The organism is Nocardioides terrigena (assembly GCF_003047265.1).
Taxonomy (GTDB): domain Bacteria; phylum Actinomycetota; class Actinomycetes; order Propionibacteriales; family Nocardioidaceae; genus Nocardioides; species Nocardioides terrigena.
In genome coordinates this window covers 55,176-76,287 of sequence record NZ_PZYY01000011.1, presented here as the reverse complement: position 1 = coordinate 76,287, position 21,112 = coordinate 55,176, and the positions used below count along the sequence as shown (strand labels likewise).

23 protein-coding genes and 2 tRNA genes are annotated in these 21,112 nt (G+C 71.7%); 17 read left to right on the top strand and 8 right to left on the bottom strand.

Annotated elements, in window-relative coordinates; translation table 11 throughout:
- Window positions 1-47: 47 nt before the first annotated feature.
- From DAE25_RS20075 to DAE25_RS24180, 3 genes are all read right to left on the bottom strand, one after another.
- Window positions 48-554: a MarR family winged helix-turn-helix transcriptional regulator gene (locus DAE25_RS20075; RefSeq protein ID WP_107767892.1), complete on the bottom strand. Its 507-nt coding sequence runs from the start codon at window positions 552-554 to the stop codon at window positions 48-50.
- Between the two features lie 161 nt (window positions 555-715).
- Window positions 716-1,933: an acetyl-CoA C-acetyltransferase gene (locus tag DAE25_RS20070; RefSeq protein WP_056885774.1), complete on the bottom strand. Its 1,218-nt coding sequence runs from the start codon at window positions 1,931-1,933 to the stop codon at window positions 716-718.
- 93 nt (window positions 1,934-2,026) lie between these two features.
- A complete protein-coding gene (locus DAE25_RS24180) occupies window positions 2,027-2,617 on the bottom strand; it encodes a TetR/AcrR family transcriptional regulator (protein WP_159083862.1) in 591 nt (196 codons plus the stop codon).
- Between the two features lie 108 nt (window positions 2,618-2,725).
- Here DAE25_RS24180 and DAE25_RS20060 point away from each other — a divergent pair, with 108 nt between their 5' ends.
- On the top strand, window positions 2,726-2,908 hold the full coding sequence (locus DAE25_RS20060; protein ID WP_107767890.1) for a hypothetical protein: 183 nt from the start codon (window positions 2,726-2,728) through the stop codon (window positions 2,906-2,908).
- Between the two features lie 67 nt (window positions 2,909-2,975).
- Window positions 2,976-3,836: an acyl-CoA thioesterase gene (locus DAE25_RS20055; protein ID WP_107767942.1), complete on the top strand. Its 861-nt coding sequence runs from the start codon at window positions 2,976-2,978 to the stop codon at window positions 3,834-3,836.
- An 11-nt stretch (window positions 3,837-3,847) separates the two neighbouring features.
- On the opposite strand, the gene DAE25_RS20050 is transcribed toward DAE25_RS20055, so the two are convergent.
- On the bottom strand, window positions 3,848-4,240 hold the full coding sequence (locus tag DAE25_RS20050) for a globin (RefSeq protein ID WP_107767889.1): 393 nt from the start codon (window positions 4,238-4,240) through the stop codon (window positions 3,848-3,850).
- Between the two features lie 95 nt (window positions 4,241-4,335).
- Between DAE25_RS20050 and DAE25_RS20045 the strand changes: the two genes are divergently transcribed.
- Entirely contained in the window at window positions 4,336-4,761 is a 426-nt protein-coding gene (locus DAE25_RS20045) for an OsmC family protein (protein ID WP_056925050.1), read from the top strand.
- 78 nt (window positions 4,762-4,839) lie between these two features.
- On the opposite strand, the gene DAE25_RS20040 is transcribed toward DAE25_RS20045, so the two are convergent.
- Window positions 4,840-5,895 (bottom strand): mechanosensitive ion channel family protein, encoded by a 1,056-nt coding sequence (locus tag DAE25_RS20040; protein WP_107767888.1) that lies wholly within the window; start codon window positions 5,893-5,895, stop codon window positions 4,840-4,842.
- Window positions 5,896-6,007: 112 nt separating this feature from the next.
- Here DAE25_RS20040 and DAE25_RS23295 point away from each other — a divergent pair, with 112 nt between their 5' ends.
- Both DAE25_RS23295 and DAE25_RS20035 read left to right on the top strand, forming a co-directional pair.
- Entirely contained in the window at window positions 6,008-6,379 is a 372-nt protein-coding gene (locus DAE25_RS23295; protein ID WP_159083861.1) for a hypothetical protein, read from the top strand.
- Entirely contained in the window at window positions 6,357-6,764 is a 408-nt protein-coding gene (locus DAE25_RS20035) for a DUF5130 family protein (protein ID WP_159083860.1), read from the top strand. The genes DAE25_RS23295 and DAE25_RS20035 overlap by 23 nt, the downstream gene beginning before the upstream one ends.
- 61 nt (window positions 6,765-6,825) lie before the next feature.
- Here DAE25_RS20035 and pepN read toward each other — a convergent pair whose 3' ends face one another.
- Entirely contained in the window at window positions 6,826-9,369 is a 2,544-nt protein-coding gene (gene pepN, locus DAE25_RS20030; RefSeq protein WP_107767941.1) for an aminopeptidase N, read from the bottom strand.
- Between the two features lie 65 nt (window positions 9,370-9,434).
- Between pepN and DAE25_RS20025 the strand changes: the two genes are divergently transcribed.
- Window positions 9,435-10,034 (top strand): mycothiol-dependent nitroreductase Rv2466c family protein, encoded by a 600-nt coding sequence (locus DAE25_RS20025; protein WP_107767886.1) that lies wholly within the window; start codon window positions 9,435-9,437, stop codon window positions 10,032-10,034.
- Here DAE25_RS20025 and DAE25_RS20020 read toward each other — a convergent pair whose 3' ends face one another.
- On the bottom strand, window positions 10,035-10,715 hold the full coding sequence (locus tag DAE25_RS20020; RefSeq protein ID WP_107767940.1) for a GOLPH3/VPS74 family protein: 681 nt from the start codon (window positions 10,713-10,715) through the stop codon (window positions 10,035-10,037).
- Window positions 10,716-10,773: 58 nt separating this feature from the next.
- Between DAE25_RS20020 and metG the strand changes: the two genes are divergently transcribed.
- Together metG and DAE25_RS20010 are read left to right on the top strand one after the other, a co-directional pair.
- Complete coding sequence (gene metG, locus DAE25_RS20015) at window positions 10,774-12,576, top strand: methionine--tRNA ligase (RefSeq protein WP_107767885.1); 1,803 nt, start codon at window positions 10,774-10,776, stop codon at window positions 12,574-12,576.
- Window positions 12,566-13,042: a GNAT family N-acetyltransferase gene (locus DAE25_RS20010; protein WP_107767884.1), complete on the top strand. Its 477-nt coding sequence runs from the start codon at window positions 12,566-12,568 to the stop codon at window positions 13,040-13,042. The genes metG and DAE25_RS20010 overlap by 11 nt, the downstream gene beginning before the upstream one ends.
- A 4-nt stretch (window positions 13,043-13,046) precedes the next feature.
- Here the strand turns inward: DAE25_RS20010 and DAE25_RS20005 are convergent, their stop codons facing one another.
- On the bottom strand, window positions 13,047-13,625 hold the full coding sequence (locus DAE25_RS20005) for a TetR/AcrR family transcriptional regulator (protein WP_107767883.1): 579 nt from the start codon (window positions 13,623-13,625) through the stop codon (window positions 13,047-13,049).
- 102 nt (window positions 13,626-13,727) lie between these two features.
- Between DAE25_RS20005 and DAE25_RS20000 the strand changes: the two genes are divergently transcribed.
- The 9 genes from DAE25_RS20000 (at window position 13,728) to DAE25_RS19960 (ending at window position 21,081) form a co-directional block, all read left to right on the top strand.
- Entirely contained in the window at window positions 13,728-14,393 is a 666-nt protein-coding gene (locus DAE25_RS20000) for an NADPH-dependent F420 reductase (RefSeq protein WP_107767882.1), read from the top strand.
- Window positions 14,394-14,424: 31 nt separating this feature from the next.
- Window positions 14,425-15,312, top strand: coding sequence for an alpha/beta hydrolase (locus tag DAE25_RS19995; protein WP_107767881.1), 888 nt, complete (start codon window positions 14,425-14,427; stop codon window positions 15,310-15,312).
- A gap of 67 nt (window positions 15,313-15,379) precedes the next feature.
- Window positions 15,380-15,889, top strand: a complete 510-nt coding sequence (locus DAE25_RS19990) for a ribose-5-phosphate isomerase (RefSeq protein WP_107767880.1) — start codon at window positions 15,380-15,382, stop codon at window positions 15,887-15,889.
- On the top strand, window positions 15,882-16,778 hold the full coding sequence (locus tag DAE25_RS19985) for an Fpg/Nei family DNA glycosylase (protein WP_107767879.1): 897 nt from the start codon (window positions 15,882-15,884) through the stop codon (window positions 16,776-16,778). The genes DAE25_RS19990 and DAE25_RS19985 overlap by 8 nt, the downstream gene beginning before the upstream one ends.
- A complete protein-coding gene (locus tag DAE25_RS19980) occupies window positions 16,775-17,857 on the top strand; it encodes a PP2C family protein-serine/threonine phosphatase (protein WP_107767878.1) in 1,083 nt (360 codons plus the stop codon). The genes DAE25_RS19985 and DAE25_RS19980 overlap by 4 nt, the downstream gene beginning before the upstream one ends.
- Before the next feature lie 111 nt (window positions 17,858-17,968).
- A tRNA-Gly gene (locus tag DAE25_RS19975) sits at window positions 17,969-18,042 on the top strand.
- 35 nt (window positions 18,043-18,077) lie between these two features.
- Window positions 18,078-18,150, top strand: a tRNA-Pro gene (locus tag DAE25_RS19970).
- 195 nt (window positions 18,151-18,345) lie between these two features.
- Window positions 18,346-19,761, top strand: a complete 1,416-nt coding sequence (tig, locus tag DAE25_RS19965) for a trigger factor (protein ID WP_107767877.1) — start codon at window positions 18,346-18,348, stop codon at window positions 19,759-19,761.
- A gap of 132 nt (window positions 19,762-19,893) precedes the next feature.
- Window positions 19,894-21,081: a PGAP1-like alpha/beta domain-containing protein gene (locus tag DAE25_RS19960; RefSeq protein WP_107767876.1), complete on the top strand. Its 1,188-nt coding sequence runs from the start codon at window positions 19,894-19,896 to the stop codon at window positions 21,079-21,081.
- Window positions 21,082-21,112: the final 31 nt, after the last annotated feature.

Below are 21,112 nucleotides of genomic sequence, written 5' to 3'. Positions count from 1 at the left end.
GCATCGCGTGCCGGGCCGTCGGCGTCGAGCTGCCGGGAGGCGTCGCCTCAGCCGGTGGCGCCGTCGCGCAGGTCCATCTCCGGGTGGTCGCTGATGAGGTGGTCGGTGACCGCGTCCATCGCCCGGCCGATCGCACTGAAGTCGTCGTCCCGGACGCGGTCCACGAGGTAGGCGCGCACGCCCTCGACGTGGCGGGGTGCGGCCTCCTGGAGCAGGGCGTAGCCCTTGTCGGTCATCGTCGCGACGATGCCGCGACCGTCCTCGGGCGTGGTGCCGCGCACGACGTACCCGGCCCGCTCCATCCGGTCGATGGTGTGGGTCACCCGGCTGCGCGAGTGGGCGAGCGCGTCGGCGAGCTGCGCCATCCGCAGGGCGCGTCCGGGACGCTCGGAGAGCCGGACGAGGATCTCGTACTCGGTGAGCGAGATGTTGAACTCCCGACGCAGGTCGTCGTCGAGGCGGTCCATGAGCAGGGTCGAGCCGACCACGAGGGCGCGCCAGGAGCGCTGCTGGTCCTCGTCGAGCCACTGGGGCTCCGGGGCTGCGGGGGGCATGCGGTCACTCCTTGTACGACGTCACGGCGACTCGATCGTCCCCGCTCGGGACGACCCTAACCATCGCGGTCCTTGCCTGCAGTCGAACACACCACCACGCGACCGGGCCGGGACCCGCGCGGTGGGGTCCCGGCCCGGGCCGGTGGATCAGCCTGCGGACGTCAGCCGAGGCGCTCCAGGATGAGCGCCATGCCCTGGCCGCCACCGACGCACATGGTGATGAGGCCGGTGGTCTTGTCGTGCCAGTCCAGCGAGTTGAGCATCGTGTTCTGCAGGCGGGCACCGGTCATGCCGAAGGGGTGGCCGACCGCGATCGCGCCGCCGTTGACGTTGAGGCGGTCGATGTCGATGCCGAGGTCCTGGTAGGACGGCACCACCTGGGCGGCGAAGGCCTCGTTGATCTCGACGAGGTCGATGTCGCCGATGCTCATGTCGGCGTGGGCCAGGGCCCGCTTGGTCGCCTCGACCGGGCCGAGGCCCATGATCTCGGGGGAGAGGCCCGAGACGCCGGTGGAGACGATGCGCGCCAGCGGGGTCAGGCCGAGCTCCTTGGCCTTGGTGTCGGACATGATCACGACCGCGGCGGCGCCGTCGTTGAGGGCGCAGCAGTTGCCGGCCGTGACGACGCCGTCGGGGCGGAAGACGGGCTTGAGGTCCTTGATCGCGTCGTAGGTGACCCCGGCGCGCGGGCCGTCGTCGGTGGACACGACGGTGCCGTCCGGGGTGGTGACCGGGGTGATCTCGCGGGCCCAGAAGCCGTCGTTGATGGCCTTCTCGGCGAGGTTCTGCGAGCGAACACCGAACTCGTCGAGCTCCTGGCGCGAGAGGCCGCGCAGGCGGGCGACGTTCTCGGCGGTCTGGCCCATGGCGATGTAGGCGTCGGGGAGCTGGCCGTCCTCGCGCGGGTCGTGCCAGTCCACGCCGCCCTCGGCGGTCTTCGCGGTCCGGGTCTGCGCGTCGTCGAAGCGCGGGTTGACCGTGTGCGGGATGTGATCGGAGGTGCCCTTGGCGAAGCGGGACACCGTCTCGACGCCGGCGGAGACGAAGATGTCGCCCTCGCCGGCCTTGATCGCGTGGAACGCCATCCGGGTGGTCTGCACGGACGAGGCGCAGTAGCGGGTGATGGTGGCGCCGGGCACGTTGTCCATGCCGTTGAGCACGTTGACGATCCGGCCCATGTTGTTGCCGCTCTCGCCGCCGGGCAGGCCGCACCCGAGGTAGAGGTCGTCGACGGTGTTCGGGTCGAGGCCGGGGATCTTGTCCAGCGCGGCCTTGACGATCAGCGCGCTGAGGTCGTCGGGCCGGAAGTCCTTGAGGGACCCCTTGTTGGCGCGGCCGATGGGGGAGCGCGCTGCGGAAACGATCACTGCCTCGGGCATGGGAACTCCGGTTCTGGTGGGTGGTCAGGGTGTTGCGTCGCTCACCCTAGACGGGCCTGCGCGCGGGTGGAACACGTTCTCGTGTGGGCTGGGTCATGCCGGGTCGGGTGGCTCGGCCAGCGACCCGAGGAGCAGCTCGAGGCTGGAGCGGAGGAACGCCGCGCGCTGGCGTGCGGGGCGCTGGAGGGCGGCCAGGAGCACCCCGTCCAGGGCGGCCACGACGGTGGCTGCCCGGGTGGCGTCGTCGGGACGGCCGCCGGCCTCGAGCGTGCGGCGTACGAGCTCGACGAGCTCGGCGCGCCACCCCGCCATCGTGGCCGCGAGCTCCGGGTCGCGGGTCGCGGCGAGCGTGAGCTCGAGGCGGGCCAGCACCACCTCGGGGTGCGCGAGCCAGCGCCGGAAGAGCGCCCCGGTCTCGCGCACCGCCCGGGCGACGCTGTGGTCGCCGGCGGCCAGGGTGTCGGACAGCGCCGCGACGTCCCGCACGAGCTGGTCGGACAGGTGCTCGGCCACCGCCTGCTGGAGGGCCGCCCGGCTGCGGAAGTAGGCCGACGAGCTGCCCTCGGGGAGCCCGGCCTCCCGGTCGATGCCCCGGTGGGTGAGCCCCTTGAGCCCGTGCCCGGCGAGCACGACGACCGCGGCGTCGAGGATCTCGCGCCGGCGGGGGGACTGCGGTGCGGGCAACGGGCCTCCTCGGGTGAGCGACGACACTACCGCCGCGCTTGTCGCTGCGGGAGGCGCGGCGTAGCCTCTACAAACGTAGATAGTCTACAAATGTAGAAAGGCTCCCCGATGACCTTCCAGCTGCTCCCCGACGTCGCCCCGTTCGTCACCGCGTTCTTCGCCCTGGCGGCCGTCGCCGTCGTCGCCACCGTGGCCGTCGCCACCGACTTCCTCGTGGTCAACCACCGCGAGCGCCTGGCCCGCCACGAGTCGATCACCACCTACTACGGCCAGCTCCACTTCGCGCACTGACCCGGTCGGCTGGTCCACGGGCGGGCGTCCTGCGCGGGCCGGTGACCGACTCTGCGACCATCGAGTGGTGCGCCACCGCTATGAGTGCCCCCTCCGCTGGGCCGACCTCGACCTGCTCGGCCACGTCAACAACGTCGTGTACGTCGACTACCTCCAGGAGGCGCGGGTCGACATGCTGCGCACCCATGCGCCCGACCCGCGGGCCGACGAGCTCGCCGAGGGCGTCGTGGTGGTGCGGCACGAGGTGTCCTACCTCGCCCCGCTGACCTTCCGGTTCCGTCCCGTCAGCATCGAGTGCTGGGTCACCGAGGTCCGTGCAGCCAGCTTCACCATGGCCTACGAGATCTTCGACGAGGACGAGGCCGGCGTGCGGACGACGTACGTCCGGGCCTGCACCGTGCTGACGCCGTACGTCTTCGCGACCGAGCGCCCGCGGCGCCTGACGACCGAGGAGAAGGACGTCCTCGCGCCGTTCGTCGAGGAGGGCTGGTCCGGCAGTCCCCGGATCGCCCCGATCACGGCGTGGGACCCCGGGCACTTCCCGCTCCACGTGCGCTTCTCCGACGTCGACGTCTACGGCCACGTCAACAACGTGAAGTACTTCGAGTACCTCCAGGAGGCGCGCATCCCGCTCATGCGCGACCTCGTCGAGCACCTGCCGGGCGCCGGCGACACCCGCGTGGTGGTGGCCCAGACCGACGTCGACTACAAGGTGCCGATCCTCTTCCGTCCCGAGCCGTACGACGTGTGGTCGCGCATCACCCACGTCGGGACGCGGTCCTTCACCGTCGAGTCGGAGATCCGCGACGACGAGCGGGTGCTCTCCCGTGCGCGGGTCGTGCTGGTCTGCTTCGACCCGGTCGCCGGTCGCTCGGTGGACCTCGGGCCGGAGCAGCGCGCCGCGATGGTGGCCGCCCTCGAGGACTGAGCCTCCGGGTCTCACTCCAGGGTGTTGACCATGAACTGCGCTGCGTGGGTGACGTAGTCCCAGAACTTCTGGTCCTGCTCGGGCGTCAGGTCGGCCGCGTCGAGCCCGGCGCGGAAGTGCACGAGCCAGCGCTCCGCCGCGAGGGGGGTGACCGCGAAGGGCGCGTGGCGCATCCGCAGCCGCGGGTGCCCGCGACGGTCGGAGTAGGTGGTCGGTCCGCCCCAGTACTGGACCAGGAACATCGCGAAGCGGTCCTCCGCCGGACCGAGGTCCTCCTCGGGGTAGAGCGGCCGCAGCACCTCGTCGGTCGCCACGCCCTCGTAGAAGGTGTGCACGATCGAGCGGATCGTCGCCTCGCCGCCGATCTCGTCGTAGAAGGTGCTCTCGGTCGTCACGGTCGCCATTGTGCCGAGCAAGGGGTGAGACGGCCGCATCGGGAGGGGAGGGTGCGCGTGGAAGACTCGATCCGACCACGTCCCCGACGCAACAGGAGCACAGCATGCCCACGACCCGCACCGCGACCACCCACTGGGAGGGCACCCTCTTCGAGGGCGCCGGCAAGGTCACCCTCGAGTCCTCCGGGATCGGCACGTACGACGTGTCCTGGCCGTCCCGCGCCGAGGAGGCCAACGGCAAGACCAGCCCCGAGGAGCTCATCGCTGCGGCCCACTCGTCGTGCTTCTCGATGGCCTTCTCCAACGGCCTGGCCAAGAACGACACCCCTGCGACCTCGCTGGACACCCAGGCGGCCGTGGACTTCACCCCGGGCACCGGCATCACGGGCATCAAGATCACGGTGCGCGGCGTGGTCGAGGGCGTCGACAACGACACCTTCGTCCGCCTCGCCGAGGAGGCCAAGGCCGGCTGCCCGGTCTCGCAGGCGCTCTCCGCGGTCCCGATCACGCTGGACGCCGCGCTCGCCTGACGCCCGCCCCACGACGTACGACGGCCCGCCCGGATCACCCGGGCGGGCCGTCGTGTCGTCGGGGTGTCGGGGACGGGCTCAGGCAGGACCCTCGGCCTGGGCGGGGCCCTGGGCCGGGGGAGCGGAGTCGATGTCGACCTCGGGCTGCGCCGGCTCGCTGTCGGCCGAGCGCATCCACACGACGCGCTGCGCGAACGGCATCTCGATCCCCTCGAGGTCGAAGCGTGCCTTGATCCGCTGCCGCATCTCGCGCGCCACGGACCACTGCTCGAGGGGGGCCGTCTTGAGGGCGACCCGGACCACGACGGCGTCGGGGGTGATGTCCTGCACGCCCCACACGGACGGCTCCTCGATGACCCGGCCCTTGAAGTCCTCGTCCACCCACAGGTCGTGGGCCACGTCGGCCAGCACCCGCTGGACCTGGGCGACGTCCTCGCCGTACGCGACGCTGATGTCCAGGACCGTGCGGGCCCAGTTCTGGCTCATGTTGCCGACGCGCAGGATCTCGCCGTTGCGGACGTACCAGACCGTGCCGTTGACGTCGCGCAGCCGGGTGACGCGCAGGCTGACCGCCTCGACGGTCCCGACGGCCTCCCCGAGGTCGACCTCGTCGCCGACGCCGTACTGGTCCTCGAAGATCATGAAGATGCCGGACAGGAAGTCCGAGACGAGGCTCTGGGCGCCGAAGCCGATGGCGAGCCCGAGGATGCCGGCGCTGGCGATGATCGGGGCCACGTTGACGCCGATCTCGCTGAGCATCATCGTCCCGATGACGGCCAGGATGATGCCTGTGACGATGCTCTTGAGCAGCGTGCCCATCGTCTGGGCCCGCTGGACGCGGCGGGTCGCGCCGGCCGCCTCGTGGATGTTGAGGGCTGTGCCGACCTTGCCGCCGGTCATCGCGCGGCTGAAGCGGTTGGGCATCATGCCGGTCTCGGCCCGCTTGACCACCCGGTCGATGACCCGGTGGAGGACCCACCGGATGACCAGTCCCAGCAGGGCGAGACCGATCAGCGCCATGGGCTTGCCCACCAGCCAGTCGGCGACGTTGGCGGCCGCCGTGCTGTCGGTCTCGCTGTAGACGAAGTTGCAGATGGTCGCGTCGTCGGCGCAGGGATCGTTGAGCGAGAGCATCGGGCCAGTATGGCGATCTGAGCGGCCAACCCAAGTCCTCGCGACGGTGTGTGACGGATCCGACTGGAGGACCGCGGCGGACGCGCGCGCGGGAGCCGATATCGTGTCTCCCGTGATCACGTCCGAGCCCTCGTCCAGCATGTCCGTCCGTCGGCGTTCGCGCCGCCTGACCAGCGCTGCGGCGGCATCCGTCGTCGTGGCCCTCACGGGCCTCGCGGCCCCGGCCTCCGCGGACGTGCCCGAGGGCTGGAGCAACCCCGACGACGTCGACATGCTCTACGCCCTGCTGCTGCTCGCCGGCGTCCCGCTGCTGCTCTTCGTGATCATCGCGGTGCTCACCTACCTCCCCGCGCTGATCCGTGGCGAGAAGCTCGCGCCCGGTGCGGCCGACGACCAGTGGTTCGGCGGCCCCCGCCAGGGTGCCAAGGAGCTCGAGTCCGGTGTCCAGGCCGAGGAGACCGGTGGAGCTCGTGGTACCTGGTGACAACCGCACCCGCGAGCTGAGCTCACGGGAGAGCGCCGAGATCGACCGGTCCATCCGGGCTGCCGAGGCGTTGTGCCGCTTCGAGTTCTCCGTCTTCATCGGCACCGCCGAGGGCGACACGCGCGCCTACGCGCAGCGCCTGCACGCCAGCCTGGTGGCGCCCGCCCGCAGCCTGCTGCTGCTCGTCGACCCGACCGTGCGGGCCATCGAGGTGGTCACCGGCACCGAGGTGCGCCGCCACCTCACCGACCGGGAGGTCGAGCTGGCCGTCCTCCAGCTCCAGTCGGACTTCGTCGCCGGCGACTTCGTGGGCGGCCTCACGCGTGGCATCGCCATGCTGGCCGAGCACGCCAAGCCGCAGCACACCCTGCACGCCGGCAGCTGACGCGTCGTACGACGAAGGCCCCGCCCCCTCACGAGGGGAGCGGGGCCTTCGTGCGTCCGGATCAGCGGGCGTCGCGCTCCTGCGCGGCCAGGGCCCGGGTGATGTCCGCCCGTGCCTCGCCGACGTAGCGTCGCGCGCCCGTGGGGGCGTCGGGGGACGCAGCGAGCCACTCGTCGAGGCGGGCGACCACCGCGGGCGAGCCGACGGCCAGCGGGAAGCCGTACTCGAGCACGACCGACGCCTTGTGGAAGCCCAGCGTGTCGATGATGGTGTGCGCGGAGTCGAGGAACTTCTCGACGTAGGGCTCCACCACCTCGTCCTGGTCGGACCGGAAGATGGAGAAGACCATCTCCCGCGACGTCTCGTTGGGGGTGGCCGGGTCGATGATCGCCGACCAGCCGGCGGCCTTGGCCTCGGCGGTGGGCTGCGCGACCCGCGCGGCGGCGGCCTTCTCCTTGCCGGAGATGGTGTTGTCGCGCTCGAGCTCGGCGTCGATGCCGGCGTCGTCGACGCGTCCGCCGCGGGCCAGCGCGGTGATCAGCTCCCAGCGGAAGTCCTGGTCGACCGCCAGGCCCTCGACGGTGAAGGTGTCGTCGAGCAGCCCCTGCAGGTCGTCGTACGCCGCGTCGCTGCGGGCGGCGGCGGCGTAGGAGCGGGCGAACGTCAGCTGGTGGTCGCTGCCGGCCTCGGCCTCGAGCAGCAGGCCGCGCAGGCCCTGCTCCCACTCGGCCTTGAGGGCTGTGCGGTTGCCGGGCGCGGAGTAGCGGTTGACCGCCAGGGCGGTGGACGACGGGATCTTGGTGACGCCCCAGGCGTCGGTCTCCGAGCCGATGTTGGCCAGCACCAGGCGGACCCAGTCGGAGGTCGCCATCTCGGCGTCCCGGGTCATGTCCCAGGCGGCACCCCAGACGAGGGCCCGCGCCAGCGAGTCCTCGACGCGGGAGAGGCCGTCGATGACGGTGGCCAGCGAGCGCTCGTCGAGGCGGATCTTCGCGTAGGCGTGGTCCTGGTCGTTGAGCAGCAGCAGGGCCGGCTGGGCCGTGCCGACCAGCGCGGGCACGTCGGTGCTCGCGCCCTCGACGTCGACCTCGACGTACTCGCGGCGCACCAGCGCGCCGTCGACGTCGTCGTACAGGCCGATGCCGAGGCGGTGGCGGCGCAGGGTCGGCCAGTCCGGGTGCGCGGTCTGGGTGACGGAGAACGACGCGTAGTTGCCGTCGGCGTCGAGCTCGAAGGACGGGGCGAGGGTGTTGACGCCCGCCGTCTGGAGCCACTCCTGCGCCCACGAGGTGAGCTCACGACCCGAGGACTTCTCCAGCGCGGCGAGCAGGTCGGAGAACTCGGTGTTGCCGAAGGCGTGGTCCTTGAAGTACTGGCGGATGCCGGCGACGAAGGCGTCCAGGCCGACCCAGGCGACGAGCTGCTTGAGGACCGACGCGCCCTTGGCGTAGGTGATCATGTCGAAGTTGACCTCGACGGCGTGCAGGTCGACGTTGTCGGCCGCGATCGGGTGCGTCGAGGGCAGCTGGTCGGCGCGGTAGCCGGTCTGCTTGCGGGCGTTGGCGAAGCCGGTCCACGCGTCGGTGTACTCCGTGGCCTCGGCCTCGCACCAGTAGCAGGCCCACTCGGCGAACGACTCGTTGAGCCAGAGGTCGTCCCACCACTTCATGGTCACCAGGTCGCCGAACCACATGTGCGCCATCTCGTGGGTGATGACCGACGCGCGGAACTCGAAGAACGAACGGGACTGCCGTGAGCGGGGGAGGTACTCGTCGCGCAGGGTCACGCAGCCCGCGTTCTCCATCGCGCCCATGTTGTACTCCGGCACGTAGAGCTGGTCGTACTTGTGGAACGGGTAGGGGAAGTCGAACTTCTCCTCGAAGAACTCGAAGCTCTGCTTGGTGAGCTCGACGAGCACGTCGGTGTCCATGTACTCCACCAGCGACTGGCGGCAGTAGTGGCCGAGCGGGATCTTGCCGAACTTGCCCTCGTACATGTCGAGGACCTCGTGGTACTCGCCGGCGACGATCGCGGTGATGTACGTCGACATCCGCTCCGTCGCGGGGAAGCTCCAGACCGCCGTGCCGTCGCCCTGCGCGACCGGGTCGGGGGTCGGCGCGTTGGAGACGACCTTCCAGGACTCCGGTGCGGTGACGGTGAAGGTGAAGACGGACTTGAGGTCGGGCTGCTCGAAGGTGGTGAACACGCGGCGGGCGTCCGGCACCTCGAACTGGCTGTAGAGGTAGACCCGGTCGTCGGCGGGGTCGACGAAGCGGTGCAGGCCCTCGCCGGTGTTGCTGTAGGTGCAGTCGGCGCGCACGACGAGCGTGTTGACCGCCTGGAGGTCGTCGAGCTGGATGCGGCTGTCGGAGTACGCCGTCGCGGGGTCGAGGGACCGCCCGTTGAGGGTGATCTCGTGGACCGTCGCGTCGACGAGGTCGGCGAAGGTCGCGCTGCCGGGCTCCCGGCAGGTGAACTCGAGGGTGGTCGTGGAGGCGAAGGTCGCGTCACCGGTCGTGAGGTCGAGGTCCACGGCGTACGACGTGACGTCCAGGAGGGCGGCGCGGGTGGCGGCCTCGTCCCGGGTGAGGTTGGTTCCAGGCATGCCGGTCATCCAACCACTCGACGCCAACGGGAATCGAGTGACCCGTCGTGTGGTTGAGGCACGACATGACCAAGGCTGACTTCTGGTTCGACCCGCTCTGCCCCTTCGCATGGATCACCTCGCGGTGGATCCTGGAGGTGGAGCAGCAGCGCGACATCGACGTCACGTGGCACGTGATGTCCCTCGCCTACCTCAACAAGGACAAGGACATCCCCGACGACTACCGGCGGATGCTCGAGCCGGCGTGGGGCCCCGTGCGGGTCTGCATCGCCGCCGAGGAGCGCCACGGCAACGAGCGCCTGCTCGACCTCTACACCGCGATGGGCAACCGGATCCACCTCCAGAAGGCGGACCTGGACCGCGACATGGTCGTGGCCGCGCTCGCGGAGGCCGGCATGGACGCCGACCTGGCCGACGCCATGGACGACACGTCGCTGGACGGTGCCGTGGCCGAGTCGCACCACGAGGGCATGGACGCCGTCGGCGACGAGGTCGGCACGCCGACGATCCACATCGAGGGTGCCGCGTTCTTCGGTCCGGTGCTGAGCCAGATCCCTCGGGGGCAGGACGCCCTCGACCTGTGGGACGGCACCGTGGCGGTCGCGAAGTTCCCGTACTTCTACGAGCTCAAGCGGACCCGCACCGGGGACCTCGACTTCAGCTGATCAGCTGCTGCCGGCGGTGGTCGCGGCGACGCTTGCCGTGACCGCCGCCGTGATCGCGACCTGCGCCGCCACCACGGCGTCCCGCACCGCCGTCGCGGCCCACGCCCCGTCGGCGACCTCCTGGGCGCGCGCCTTCACCGTCCGGGTCGGCAGGTCGCCCGGGTCGACGACCTTGTGGGCGTGGTCGATCGCCGCGAGCAGCGCGATCAGTGCCGAGGTCCGGGCGTCGGGCGTGAGGCCCTGCACCAGCGCGCCCTGGAGCAACGCCCGCACCGACTCCTCGTGGCGGGCGTCGCGCGCCGGCCACGTGGTGTGCGGGAACAGCCCCAGCACCTTGCCGTCGCGGCGCTCGACCAGCCCGCGCGCCGCGAGACGGTCGAGCAGCACGTCCCGGGTGCCCTTGCCCAGCCGGTTGACGAGGTCCTGGGCGGAGCGGGGCTTCTCGGCCACCCGGGCCATCGCCTCGTCGAGCAACGGCTCGCCCGGCGGCGTACCCGTCACGGCGACCTTGGCCGAGGTCCAGCGACTCGTCCTCTCGGCCACCCCGACGCGCCCGGCGAGGGCCAGCTCGAGGAGGAGCGCGCCACCCAGCAGCGGCTGGACCTTGTCCGAGGCGGCGAGCGTCCCCTTGGCATCGTCGAGCAGGAGGAGCAGGAGGTCCTCGGCGATCAGCGTCTGCATGCCGACCACGCTAGCCACGCGGTGAAACGCGGTGGCGACCCCTCACTAGGATTCCCCCATGACCCACGTCCTCTCCGCAGTCGCCTGGCCGTACGCCAATGGCCCGCGCCACATCGGCCACGTCGCCGGCTTCGGCGTACCCTCCGACGTCTTCTCCCGGTACATGCGGATGGCGGGCCACGAGGTCCTGATGGTCAGTGGCACCGACGAGCACGGCACCCCGATCCTGGTCACGGCCGACAAGGAGGGCGTCAGCGCCAAGGACCTCGCCGACAAGAACAACGCGGTCATCGTCAACGACCTCGCCGACCTCGGCCTGTCGTACGACCTCTTCACCCGCACCACGACCGGCAACCACTACGGCGTCGTGCAGGAGATGTTCCGCACCGTCCTGGCCAACGGCTACATGGTCGAGCAGACGACGCAGGCCGCCATCAGCCCGTCGACCGGTCGCACCCTGCCCGACCGCTACATCGAGGGCACCTGCCCGATCTGCGGGTACGGCGACGCGCGCGGCGACCAGTGCGACAACTGCGGCAACCAGCTCGACGCGACCGACCTGATCAACCCCCGCTCCAAGATCAACGGGGAGACGCCCGACTTCGTCGACACCCAGCACTTCCTCCTCGACCTGCCGTCGCTCGCCGACGCGTTGAAGGTGTGGCTGGACGCCCGCGAGGCCGAGGGGCACTGGCGCCCCAACGTCATCAAGTTCAGCCAGAACATCCTCAAGGAGATCCGGCCGCGCGCGATGACGCGCGACATCGACTGGGGCATCCCGGTCCCGGGCTGGGAGGACCAGCCGACCAAGCGGCTCTACGTGTGGTTCGACGCGGTCATCGGCTACCTCTCCGCCTCCATCGAGTGGGCGCGACGCTCGGGAGATCCCGACGCGTGGCGGGCCTGGTGGAACGACCCGGAGGCCCTGTCCTACTACTTCATGGGCAAGGACAACATCGTCTTCCACTCCCAGATCTGGCCCGCCGAGCTCCTCGCCTACAACGGCCAGGGCGCGCGCGGCGGTGAGCCGGGGGAGTACGGCGTCCTCAACCTGCCCACCGAGGTCGTCTCCTCGGAATACCTCACGATGGGCGACCAGCAGTTCTCCACCTCGCGCGGTCACGTGCTCTACGTCGGCGACTTCCTGGCCCGCTACGGGCCCGACCCGCTGCGCTACTTCATCTGCGCGGCCGGCCCCGAGACGTCGGACGCGGCCTTCACGTGGGCCGAGTTCGTGACCCGCAACAACTCCGAGCTGGTCGCGGGCTGGGGCAACCTGGTCAACCGGACGGCCACGATGATCGCGAAGAGCTTCGGCGAGATCCCGGCGGCAGCGTCGCTCGAGCCGGTCGACGAGGCCGTGCTGGCCGCGGTCCGTGGCGGCTTCGAGACGGTCGGCGACCTCCTCGGCCGGCACCGCCTCCGCGCCGCGGTCGCGGAGGCCATGCGGGTCGTCGGCGAGGTGAACAAGTACGTCACCGTCACCGAGCCTTACAAGATGAAGGACGAGTCGCAGCGCGAGCGCCTCGCGACCGTCCTGCACGTCGCCGCCCAGTGCGTCTCCGACTGCAACACCATGCTGTCCCCGTTCCTCCCGCACGCGGCCAACAAGGTGCACCTGGTCCTGGGCGGGGAGGGCGAGTTCATGCCGATGCCGCGGATCGAGCAGGTCGACGAGCTCGAGCCCGACAACGGTGCCGGCCTCATGTCGTACCCCGTCATCACCGGTGACTACGCCGCGACCCCGGCGTGGGCGTCGCGACCCGTCACGGTCGGCGCGAAGGTCGACAAGCCGACCCCCGTCTTCACCAAGCTGGACCCCTCGGTGGTCGAGGAGGAGCTGGCCCGCGTTGGCGGCTGACGTCGAGCTGCGCACCGACGCCGCCGACTCGGCGGAGTCGGTGCGGCTGCTCGCGGCCTACGAGGCCGAGCTCGTCTCGCTCGGTGTGGTCCTCAACCACGGCTGGACCGGCGGGGTGACCCCCGACCAGCTCCGTGCGCCGTCCGGCGCCTGGCTGGTCGGCTGGCGCGGCGACGAAGCTGTCGCCTGCGGTGGCGTGCGCCTGCTCTCGCCCGCCGTGGCCGAGGTCAAGCGGATGTACGTCGACCCGTCGGCGCGCGGGGGAGGCCTGGCCCGGCGCCTCGTCGCCCGCCTCGAGGCCGAGGCGGTGGCCCTCGGCGCGTCCGTGGCCCGGTTGGACACGGGCCGCGACATGGCACCGGCCGTCGCTCTCTACCGCTCGTCGGGCTACCGCGAGGTCGAGGACTACAACGGCAACCCCGACGCCGGCTGGTGGTTCGAGAAGGACCTGCGCCTGCCGTCCTGACCGGTCAGCGGGCGGTCGCCCCGGCGACGAGCGCGGCCGCCGCGGCGCGGGCCGCGACCGGGGCGTCGGGCTGGGCGTCGAGGGCGCCGCTGGCGAGTCCGCCGTCCAGCAGCAGGGTGAGGGTGCGGGCCAGGACGCTCGGGTCGGCGGCTCCCGCCTCGTCGGCCAGCCCGGTCAGCCAGGAGCGCACGGCCTCCTTGTGGGCGAGGGTGCGGTCGTGGATGCGGCTGCCGGCGGGGTTCTCCGCGGCCGCGTTGATGAACGCGCACCCGCGGTAGCCGTCCCGGCGGCACGCGTTGCCCAGCGCGTCGAAGGCGCCCACCAACTGCGCTGCCGGGTCGGGGCCTGCCGCCGCGGCCGCCTCGTGGAGCTGCCCGGACCAGGCCTCGTCGACCCGGTCGAGGTAGGCGAGCACCAGGTCGTCCTTGGCGGGGAAGTGCTTGTAGAAGGTCGCCTTGGCGACGCCGGACTCCGCGATGATCCGGTCGATCCCCACGCCGCGGATGCCGTGCGCGTAGAAGAGCGCGAACGCGGTCGTGAGGATCCGCTCGCGCGCGGGAGGAGCGACGGTGGGGGAGGACATGGTCTCCACCCTACCTTGTGAGTAGACAGATCTGTCTGCTAGCGTCTCGATCGTGCAGACAGATCTGTCTGCTTGACCGCCCGCTCTCCCCTGGAGGAACCCATGAAGTACGCAGTCCTCGGCACCGGCATGGTCGGTCGCGCCATCGCCGGTCGCCTCGCCGAGCTCGGCCACGACGTCGTCGTCGGCACCCGGGACCCCGCCGCGACCCTCGCCCGCACCGACGGCGACGCACCGTACGCCGCGTGGGCCGCCGGGCACGGTGACGTCGCCCTGGCCACCTTCACCGAGGCCGCCGCCGGGGCCGAGGTCGTCGTCCACGCGGGCAGCGGTCTCGCCGCGCTCGACCTGCTGGCCGCCGCCGGTGCCGACAACCTGGACGGCAAGGTGCTGGTGGACATCAGCAACCCGCTGGACTTCTCGGCCGGGTTCCCGCCCACCCTCTTCGTCAAGGACACCGACTCGCTGGGGGAGCAGATCCAGCGGGCGTTCCCCGGTGCGCGTGTCGTCAAGACGCTCAACACCCTCACCGCCGAGCTGATGGTGCGCCCCGACGGCCTGCCCGAGGCCAGCACGGTCTTCGTGTCCGGCAACGATGCCGGGGCCAAGGCGGCGGCGACCGCGATGCTCACCGAGTTCGGGCACACCGACGTGATCGACCTCGGCGACATCACCACGGCGCGCGGCACCGAGATGCTCCTGCCGGTGTGGCTGCGGCTCATGGGCTCGCTGGGTACCGCGACGTTCAACTTCAAGATCGTGCGCTGACCCCGGTCGGGGCCGCGGCAGACTGGTCGGCATGTATCCCGACGTGCGCGCGGCCGTGGCGGCCGACACCGGTCCCGACTTCCGAGCTCCCGGCTTCGACCTGGCCGCCCACCGCGAGGCGGTGCGGCTGGCCAGCCTCGAGCTGCCCCGCGAGGAGGTCGGCGCGGTCGAGGACGTGGACGCCGACGGCGTGCCGTGCCGGCTCTACGTACCGACCGGGGCGCGGGACGGCGTGGTGGTGCACCTGCACGGTGGCGGGTTCGTGTTCAACGACGTGGACGTCCACGACGGCTTCAGTCGCCGGCTCGCCAACCGGTGCGGCCGCCGGGTGCTGAGCGTCGACTACCGGCGACCCCCTGAGCACCGCTTTCCCGCCGCGCCCGACGACGTCGACGCGGTCCTGGGGTGGCTGGGCCGGCAGGACCTGCCGGGTCGCTGGGCCGTCCACGGCGACTCCGCCGGCGCCAACCTCGCGCTGGTCGCCGCGCTCCGGCACCCCGGCCTCTTCGCGGCCACGGCCCTGGTCTACCCGTTCCTCGAACCGCGCGCCGGCCACCCGTCGTACGACGAGGGCGAGGCCAGCGGCTTCGACCCCGCCGAGGCGCGGTGGTACTGGGAGCAGTACGCCGACGAGTCGGCCTGGGACGACCCCGACGTCGCCCCGCTGCGCTCCGAGCGCCTCGCGACGCTGCCGCCGACCCTCGTCGCCACCGCCGAGCACGACCCGCTCCGGGACGAGGGCGAGGAGCTGGCCCGCAGGCTCGCCGAGGAGGGTGTCGAGACCGTCGGTATCCGGTGCCTCGGGCAGACTCACGGCTTCTACCGGCACGACACCTTCACCGCGTCCGAACCGCTCGTGAGGCAGGTCTCAGGGTTCCTCGACCAGCACCTCGAGCACGCCGGTTTCGACTCGACGTAGTCGAGGCGGAACCGGCGTGCGAAGCCCCGCAGCCGCTTGTGGCGAGGGGGCTTGAGATGATCTGGCCATGCGCGTACACCTCGGCTCCGACCACGCCGGCCTCGAGCTCAAGGACCACCTGATGACCTGGCTCGTCGACCACGGCTACGAGCCCGTCGACCACGGCCCCTTCGTCTACGACGCCCTCGACGACTACCCGTGCTTCTGCCTGCGGGCGGCCGAGGGTGTCGCGGGCGACCGGGCCGAGGGGCTCGACAGCTTCGGCGTGGTGATCGGCGGGTCGGGCAACGGCGAGCAGATGGCCGCCAACAAGGTCGAGGGCATCCGGTGCGCCCTGGTGTGGTCCGAGGAGACCGCGGTCCTGGCCCGCGAGCACAACGATGCCAACGTCGTCTCGGTCGGCGGTCGCATGCACTCCGTGGAGGACATGGTGCGCTTCGTGGAGGTCTTCCTCTCCACGCCGTTCACCGAGGACGAGCGCCACGTCCGCCGGATCGGCCAGCTCTCGACGTACGACGCCAGCGGTGAGCTGCCGCCGCTGCCCGCCTCGGCTCTCCAGGGCTCCGCGGGTGCCTGAGGGGCACACCCTCCGGCGGCTCGCCACCGACCTCGACACCGCCTTCGCGGGCCGTCGCGTGCGCGTCGGCAGCCCTCAGGGCCGCTTCGCCGCGGACGCCGCCGTCGTCGACGGCAGCGTGCTCGTGGGCGCCGACTCAGCGGGCAAGCACCTCTTCGTCGAGCTCGAGCACGACCACCTCGTCCACGTGCACCTCGGGCTGATCGGCACCTTCGACGTGCACGCCGGCGTCGACGAGGTGCCGCCACCGGTCGGCCAGGTCCGGCTCCGCATCGTCGCTCCCGGCGACGGCGTCCCCGGCTCGGGCACGGCGGCGTACGCTGACCTCCGCGGCGCCACGCAGTGCGAGCTCGTCGGGCCGGCCAGGCGCGACGAGATCCTCGCCCGGCTCGGACCCGACCCGCTGCGCGTCGACGCCGACCCCCAGCGTGCCTGGCGCCGCATCAAGGCCAGCCAGCGGCCGATCGGCGACCTGCTGATGGACCAGGCCGTCCTGGCGGGGGTGGGCAACGTATACCGGGCCGAGGTGCTGTTCCGGCACGGGCTCCACCCGCTGCGGCCCGGCGCGACCCTGCGGGTCGGCCAGTGGCGGGCGATCTGGGACGACCTGGTCGTCCTGATGGGGGAGGGCGTCGTCGCCAACCGGATCGACACCGTGCGTCCCGAGCACACGCCGGAGGCCATGGGCCGCGAGCCCCGCGTCGACGACCACGGCGGCGAGGTCTACGTCTACCGGCGCACCTCCCAGCCCTGCCTGGTGTGTGGCTCCACCGTGCGCACCGAGGTGCTGGCCGGACGCAATGTGTTCTGGTGTGCGCGATGTCAGCCCCGGTTCCGCTCCCGGGCCGTACAGTCCTCCTCACCCCCCGCGCGAGGACCGAGCACATGAGCACACCCCGTTCCGGTGGACCGAGCCTCGGTCGCCGCTTCGAGGACTGGCTGCATCGCGTGCTGCCCTCGGAGACGCGCACGCTGGTGGTGCTGGTGGTCCTCACCCTCGCGCTCGGGCTGGCCATCTGGAAGGTGCCCGACTGGTCGCCCATCGCCAGCCTGATCCTGCCGATGGTGGTCGGCAGCCTCGTGCTCGGCCCGCGCCAGCTGCCGTGGTTCGTGGTGTTCGTGCTGCTCCTGCTGGCCGTCCTCGTGCCCCAGCAGCCCGGCATCGAGCCTCGCATCGCCGTGACGGTGCTGGTGGTCTTCACGATCGGCTTCATCATCCTGTTGTCCAGCTTCCGCCGGTCCCGCCTGGGCGTGGCCGGACTGCGCGGCGAGTCGATGCTGGTCGACCTGCGCGACCGCATCCTCAAGCAGGGCCGCATCCCGGCGCTGCCGGACGGCTGGCACGTGGGCAGCGAGCTGCGCTCGGCCGGCGGCACGGCCTTCGCCGGCGACTTCGTGGTCGCGGCCCGCCACGACGACCGCCTCGACGTCGTCGTGGTCGACGTCTCCGGCAAGGGGGAGGGGGCCGGCACCCGTGCCCTCCTGCTCTCCGGTGCCCTCGGTGGCCTGTTGCGGGCGCTCCCGCCGGAGGACTTCCTCGTCGCGGCCAACGACTTCCTCCTCGACCAGGAGTGGGACGAGGGCTTCGCCTCGGCCGTCCACCTCTCGCTCGACCTCGACACCGGGCACTACGCCGTCCGGTCGGCCGGTCACCCGCCCGCCGCCCTGCGCAACGCCGGGTCCGGACGCTGGTCGGTGCTCGAGGCCGAGGGGCCGCTCCTCGGCCTCATCGAGGGGACGACGTACGACGGGGTCGAGGGCGTCCTGAAGCACGGCGACGTCCTCCTCCTCTACACCGACGGCATGGTGGAGACGTCCGACCGCGACATCATGCTCGGCGTCGACAAGATGCTCGGCCAGGCCGAGCGGCTGCTGCGCGGCGACTTCGAGGGCGGGGCGACGCGTCTCATCGAGGCCCTCGGCTCGCGCAACGACGACCGGGCGCTCCTGCTGGTCCACCGCCGCTGAGCGGCACCTCCGGCGAGCCGTTGATCCGTGGCTCGGTTGTGGCGGGAGTCATCGCGTGTGGCACCATGACACCGCACTCGGCGGCGGTCTCGCCACCTCCGTCGGGGGCACGCGGATGTAGCTCAATGGTAGAGCCTCAGTCTTCCAAACTGATCACGCGGGTTCGATTCCCGTCATCCGCTCCAAGCAGGCTTTCTCCGCCCGGAGCAGGCCCACTTGGCGGGGCGTAGCGTAGTGGCTAGCGCGCCTGCTTTGGGAGCAGGAGACCGCAGGTTCGAGTCCTGTCGCCCCGACGGTTCCACCGGCACACCGGCCCCTCCCGTCACGTCCGTGTCACGGGGCCCTCGGCGGATTTCGGCGGCGTGTCGCGTGGCCAGTAGGCTTCCCTGATGCCGGGAGCACGACAGGCGCACGGCGCCCGTCGCCCCGACGACCACACCGGTTCCCGCGCACCGCTCGGGACAACGAAGACATTGAGGAGACAACCTGTGAAGAGCGCCGTCGAGAACTTGACCCCGACCCGGGCCAAGCTGACTGTCGAGGTGCCCTTCGAGGAGCTCAAGCCGAGCCTCGACGCGGCGTACAAGAAGATCGCTCAGCAGATCAACGTGCCCGGCTTCCGCCGCGGCAAGGTGCCGCCGGCGGTCATCGACCGCCAGGTCGGCCGTGGCGTCGTCCTCGACGAGGCCATCAACGAGGTCGTCCCCGCGAAGTACATGGAGGCGCTCCAGGAGAACGAGCTCGAGCCGCTGGCGCAGCCCGAGATCGAGGTCACCAAGTTCGAGGACAACGACGGCCTGGAGTTCACCGCCGAGGTCGACGTCAAGCCGCAGTTCGAGCTCCCCTCCTACGAGGGTCTCGAGGCCGAGGTCGAGGACGTCGAGGTCAGCGACGCCGACGTCGAGGAGCAGGTCCAGGCGCTGCGTGAGCGCTTCGGCACCCTCACCGAGGTCGAGCGCGAGGCCGCCGACGGCGACTTCGTGACCATCGACCTGACCGCCGCCAAGGAGGGCGAGGCGGTCGAGGGCGGCGAGGTCTCCGGCATGTCCTACAAGGTCGGCCGCGGCGGCATGCTCGACGGCCTCGACGAGGCCCTGCTCGGCATGAAGGCCGACGAGGAGAAGACCTTTTCCTCCCAGCTGGTGGGCGGTGACCTGGTCGGCGAGGACGTCGACGTCACCGTCAAGGTCACCGGCGTGCAGGAGCAGCAGCTTCCCGAGGTCGACGACGAGTTCGCCCAGATGGCCTCCGAGTTCGACACCGCCGACGAGCTCACCGCCGACGTGCGCGAGCGCCTCGGCCGCGGCAAGCGCCTCGAGCAGGCCGCCGCCGCGCGCGACGCCGTCCTCGAGGCCCTGCTCGAGAAGGTCTCGATCCCGCTTCCCGAGACCATGGTCACCGACGAGCTCAACGCGCGCCGCGAGAACGTCGAGCAGCAGCTCGTCTACGCCGGTCTCACCATGGAGAAGTACCTCGAGGACGAGGGCCAGACCGCCGAGGAGTTCGAGGCCGACCTCGACCGCCGCGTGCGCGACGCCATCGCCGCCCAGTTCATCCTGGACGCGGTCGCGAAGAAGGAGGAGCTCGGGGTCGACCAGCAGGACCTCTCCTCGCACCTCGTGCGCCGGGCCCAGCAGTCCGGGCAGGACCCGCAGGAGTTCGCCAACCACATGTTCGAGCACAACCACATCCCCGAGCTCGTGCAGGAGATCCTGCGCGGCAAGGCGCTGGCCGCGATCGTCGAGACGGCGACCGTCAAGGACGCGTCGGGCAAGGTGGTCGAGCTCAAGAACCTGCAGCCCGACGGCACGATCGGTGAGCCCGCGCCCGAGGTCGACGAGGCCACGGACGTCCCCGAGGCCGCTGAGACCTCCGAGGACTCCGAGGAGTCGACCCCGGCCTGACCGGCCCGCAGCAACGCAGCAGCACCCCGACGGGGCGTCCGGAGAGATCCGGGCGCCCCGTCGTGCTTCCCGCGGCGACCCGCCCCGGCGCTGTGAGTGCACAGGCGTCCACTGAATCGCTAGGGTGGGCGCGTGACCGCCCCCAGCACCGCCACCGGACCCGGCCTGCTCGATGCACTGTCACTGGCCGCCGAGGTGGTCGACGACCTGGCGGTCAAGACCGTCCGGGACACCCACCTGGCCGTCGTCGACCGCGTCCACGGGCTGCTCGACCGGCCCCTCGGGGCGTCGACGGCGGTGCCCGGACGGGCCCACCGTGCCGTGGCGTCGGGCGTGTACGCCGGACTCGGCGCCGGCCTGCGCGCCGTCGGTCGGGGCCTGGACGCGGCGGCCTCGGCGGGCCTCGACGAGCGGCCCGGGGGCCGGCTCGACGACCACCGTCGCGGTCGTTTCCTCCGGGCCGCCGTCAACGGCCTGATCGGGGACCGGTTGGCCGAGGAGCGCCCCCGGTGGGCGATCCCGATGGCGGTGCGCGTCGACGGGCGCGACGTCGAGCTGACCGACGACGGCGTGCGCGCGGCGTACCCCGACGCCACCGGACGGCTCGTCGTCCTCCTGCACGGGCTCTGCGAGGACGAGTCCAACTGGCAGCGGGGACGCGAGGTCCATGGGACGACGTACGCCGAGGCGCTGGCCGCCCGCGGCTGGACGCCGGTCCTGCTGCGCGCCAACACCGGGCTGACCCTGCGCGCCAACGGCGCCGCGCTCACCGCGGTGCTCCAGCAGCTGACCCGCGCGTGGCCGGTGCCCGTGGAGAGGATCGCGCTGGTGGGCCACTCGATGGGTGGACTGGTCCTGCGTGCCGCCGCCGCCGTGGTGGACGAGTGCGACGACCGCTGGGTCGACCGGGTCACCGACGTCGTCACCCTCGGCACCCCCCACCTCGGGTCGCCGGTCGCCAGCGGTGTGGGCGCCGGAAGCCGGGCGTTGGGGCTGGTGCCCGAGTCCGCGGCGTTCGGCCGGATCCTCGACTGGCGCTCGGTCGGCGTCCACGACCTGGTGCACGGCCTCACCCAGGACGTGCCGCCGCTCCCGCACGCGCGCTACCGCCTCGTCGCGGCCACCCTCACGCGTTCACCGCGCCACCCCGTGGGCGCCGTGCTGGGGGACTGCCTGGTCCGCGTGCCGTCGGCGTTCGGGAGGGGAGGCTCGGTCGAGCTGTTCCCGGGGGCCGACGTGCTGCACGTCGGCGGTGCCGGCCACTTCGACCTGCTCAACCATCCTCGTGTGCACGAGGCACTGCGCGACTGGCTCGCCTGAGCGGACCTCCTCGTCGCCGCGGCCGAATCCG

Coding starts and splice junctions, on each gene's coding strand:
- DAE25_RS20070 (WP_056885774.1), bottom strand. CDS start 1,933: ATGCCCGAGGCAGTGATCGTTTCCGCAGCGCGCTCCCCCATCGGCCGC.
- DAE25_RS19980 (WP_107767878.1), top strand. CDS start 16,775: ATGAGCACACCCCGTTCCGGTGGACCGAGCCTCGGTCGCCGCTTCGAG.
- metG (WP_107767885.1), top strand. CDS start 10,774: ATGACCCACGTCCTCTCCGCAGTCGCCTGGCCGTACGCCAATGGCCCG.
- DAE25_RS20060 (WP_107767890.1), top strand. CDS start 2,726: ATGACCTTCCAGCTGCTCCCCGACGTCGCCCCGTTCGTCACCGCGTTC.
- DAE25_RS20050 (WP_107767889.1), bottom strand. CDS start 4,240: ATGGCGACCGTGACGACCGAGAGCACCTTCTACGACGAGATCGGCGGC.
- DAE25_RS19990 (WP_107767880.1), top strand. CDS start 15,380: ATGCGCGTACACCTCGGCTCCGACCACGCCGGCCTCGAGCTCAAGGAC.
- DAE25_RS20075 (WP_107767892.1), bottom strand. CDS start 554: ATGCCCCCCGCAGCCCCGGAGCCCCAGTGGCTCGACGAGGACCAGCAG.
- DAE25_RS20025 (WP_107767886.1), top strand. CDS start 9,435: ATGACCAAGGCTGACTTCTGGTTCGACCCGCTCTGCCCCTTCGCATGG.
- DAE25_RS20040 (WP_107767888.1), bottom strand. CDS start 5,895: ATGCTCTCGCTCAACGATCCCTGCGCCGACGACGCGACCATCTGCAAC.
- DAE25_RS19995 (WP_107767881.1), top strand. CDS start 14,425: ATGTATCCCGACGTGCGCGCGGCCGTGGCGGCCGACACCGGTCCCGAC.
- DAE25_RS20045 (WP_056925050.1), top strand. CDS start 4,336: ATGCCCACGACCCGCACCGCGACCACCCACTGGGAGGGCACCCTCTTC.
- pepN (WP_107767941.1), bottom strand. CDS start 9,369: ATGCCTGGAACCAACCTCACCCGGGACGAGGCCGCCACCCGCGCCGCC.
- DAE25_RS20000 (WP_107767882.1), top strand. CDS start 13,728: ATGAAGTACGCAGTCCTCGGCACCGGCATGGTCGGTCGCGCCATCGCC.
- DAE25_RS20020 (WP_107767940.1), bottom strand. CDS start 10,715: ATGCAGACGCTGATCGCCGAGGACCTCCTGCTCCTCCTGCTCGACGAT.
- DAE25_RS20005 (WP_107767883.1), bottom strand. CDS start 13,625: ATGTCCTCCCCCACCGTCGCTCCTCCCGCGCGCGAGCGGATCCTCACG.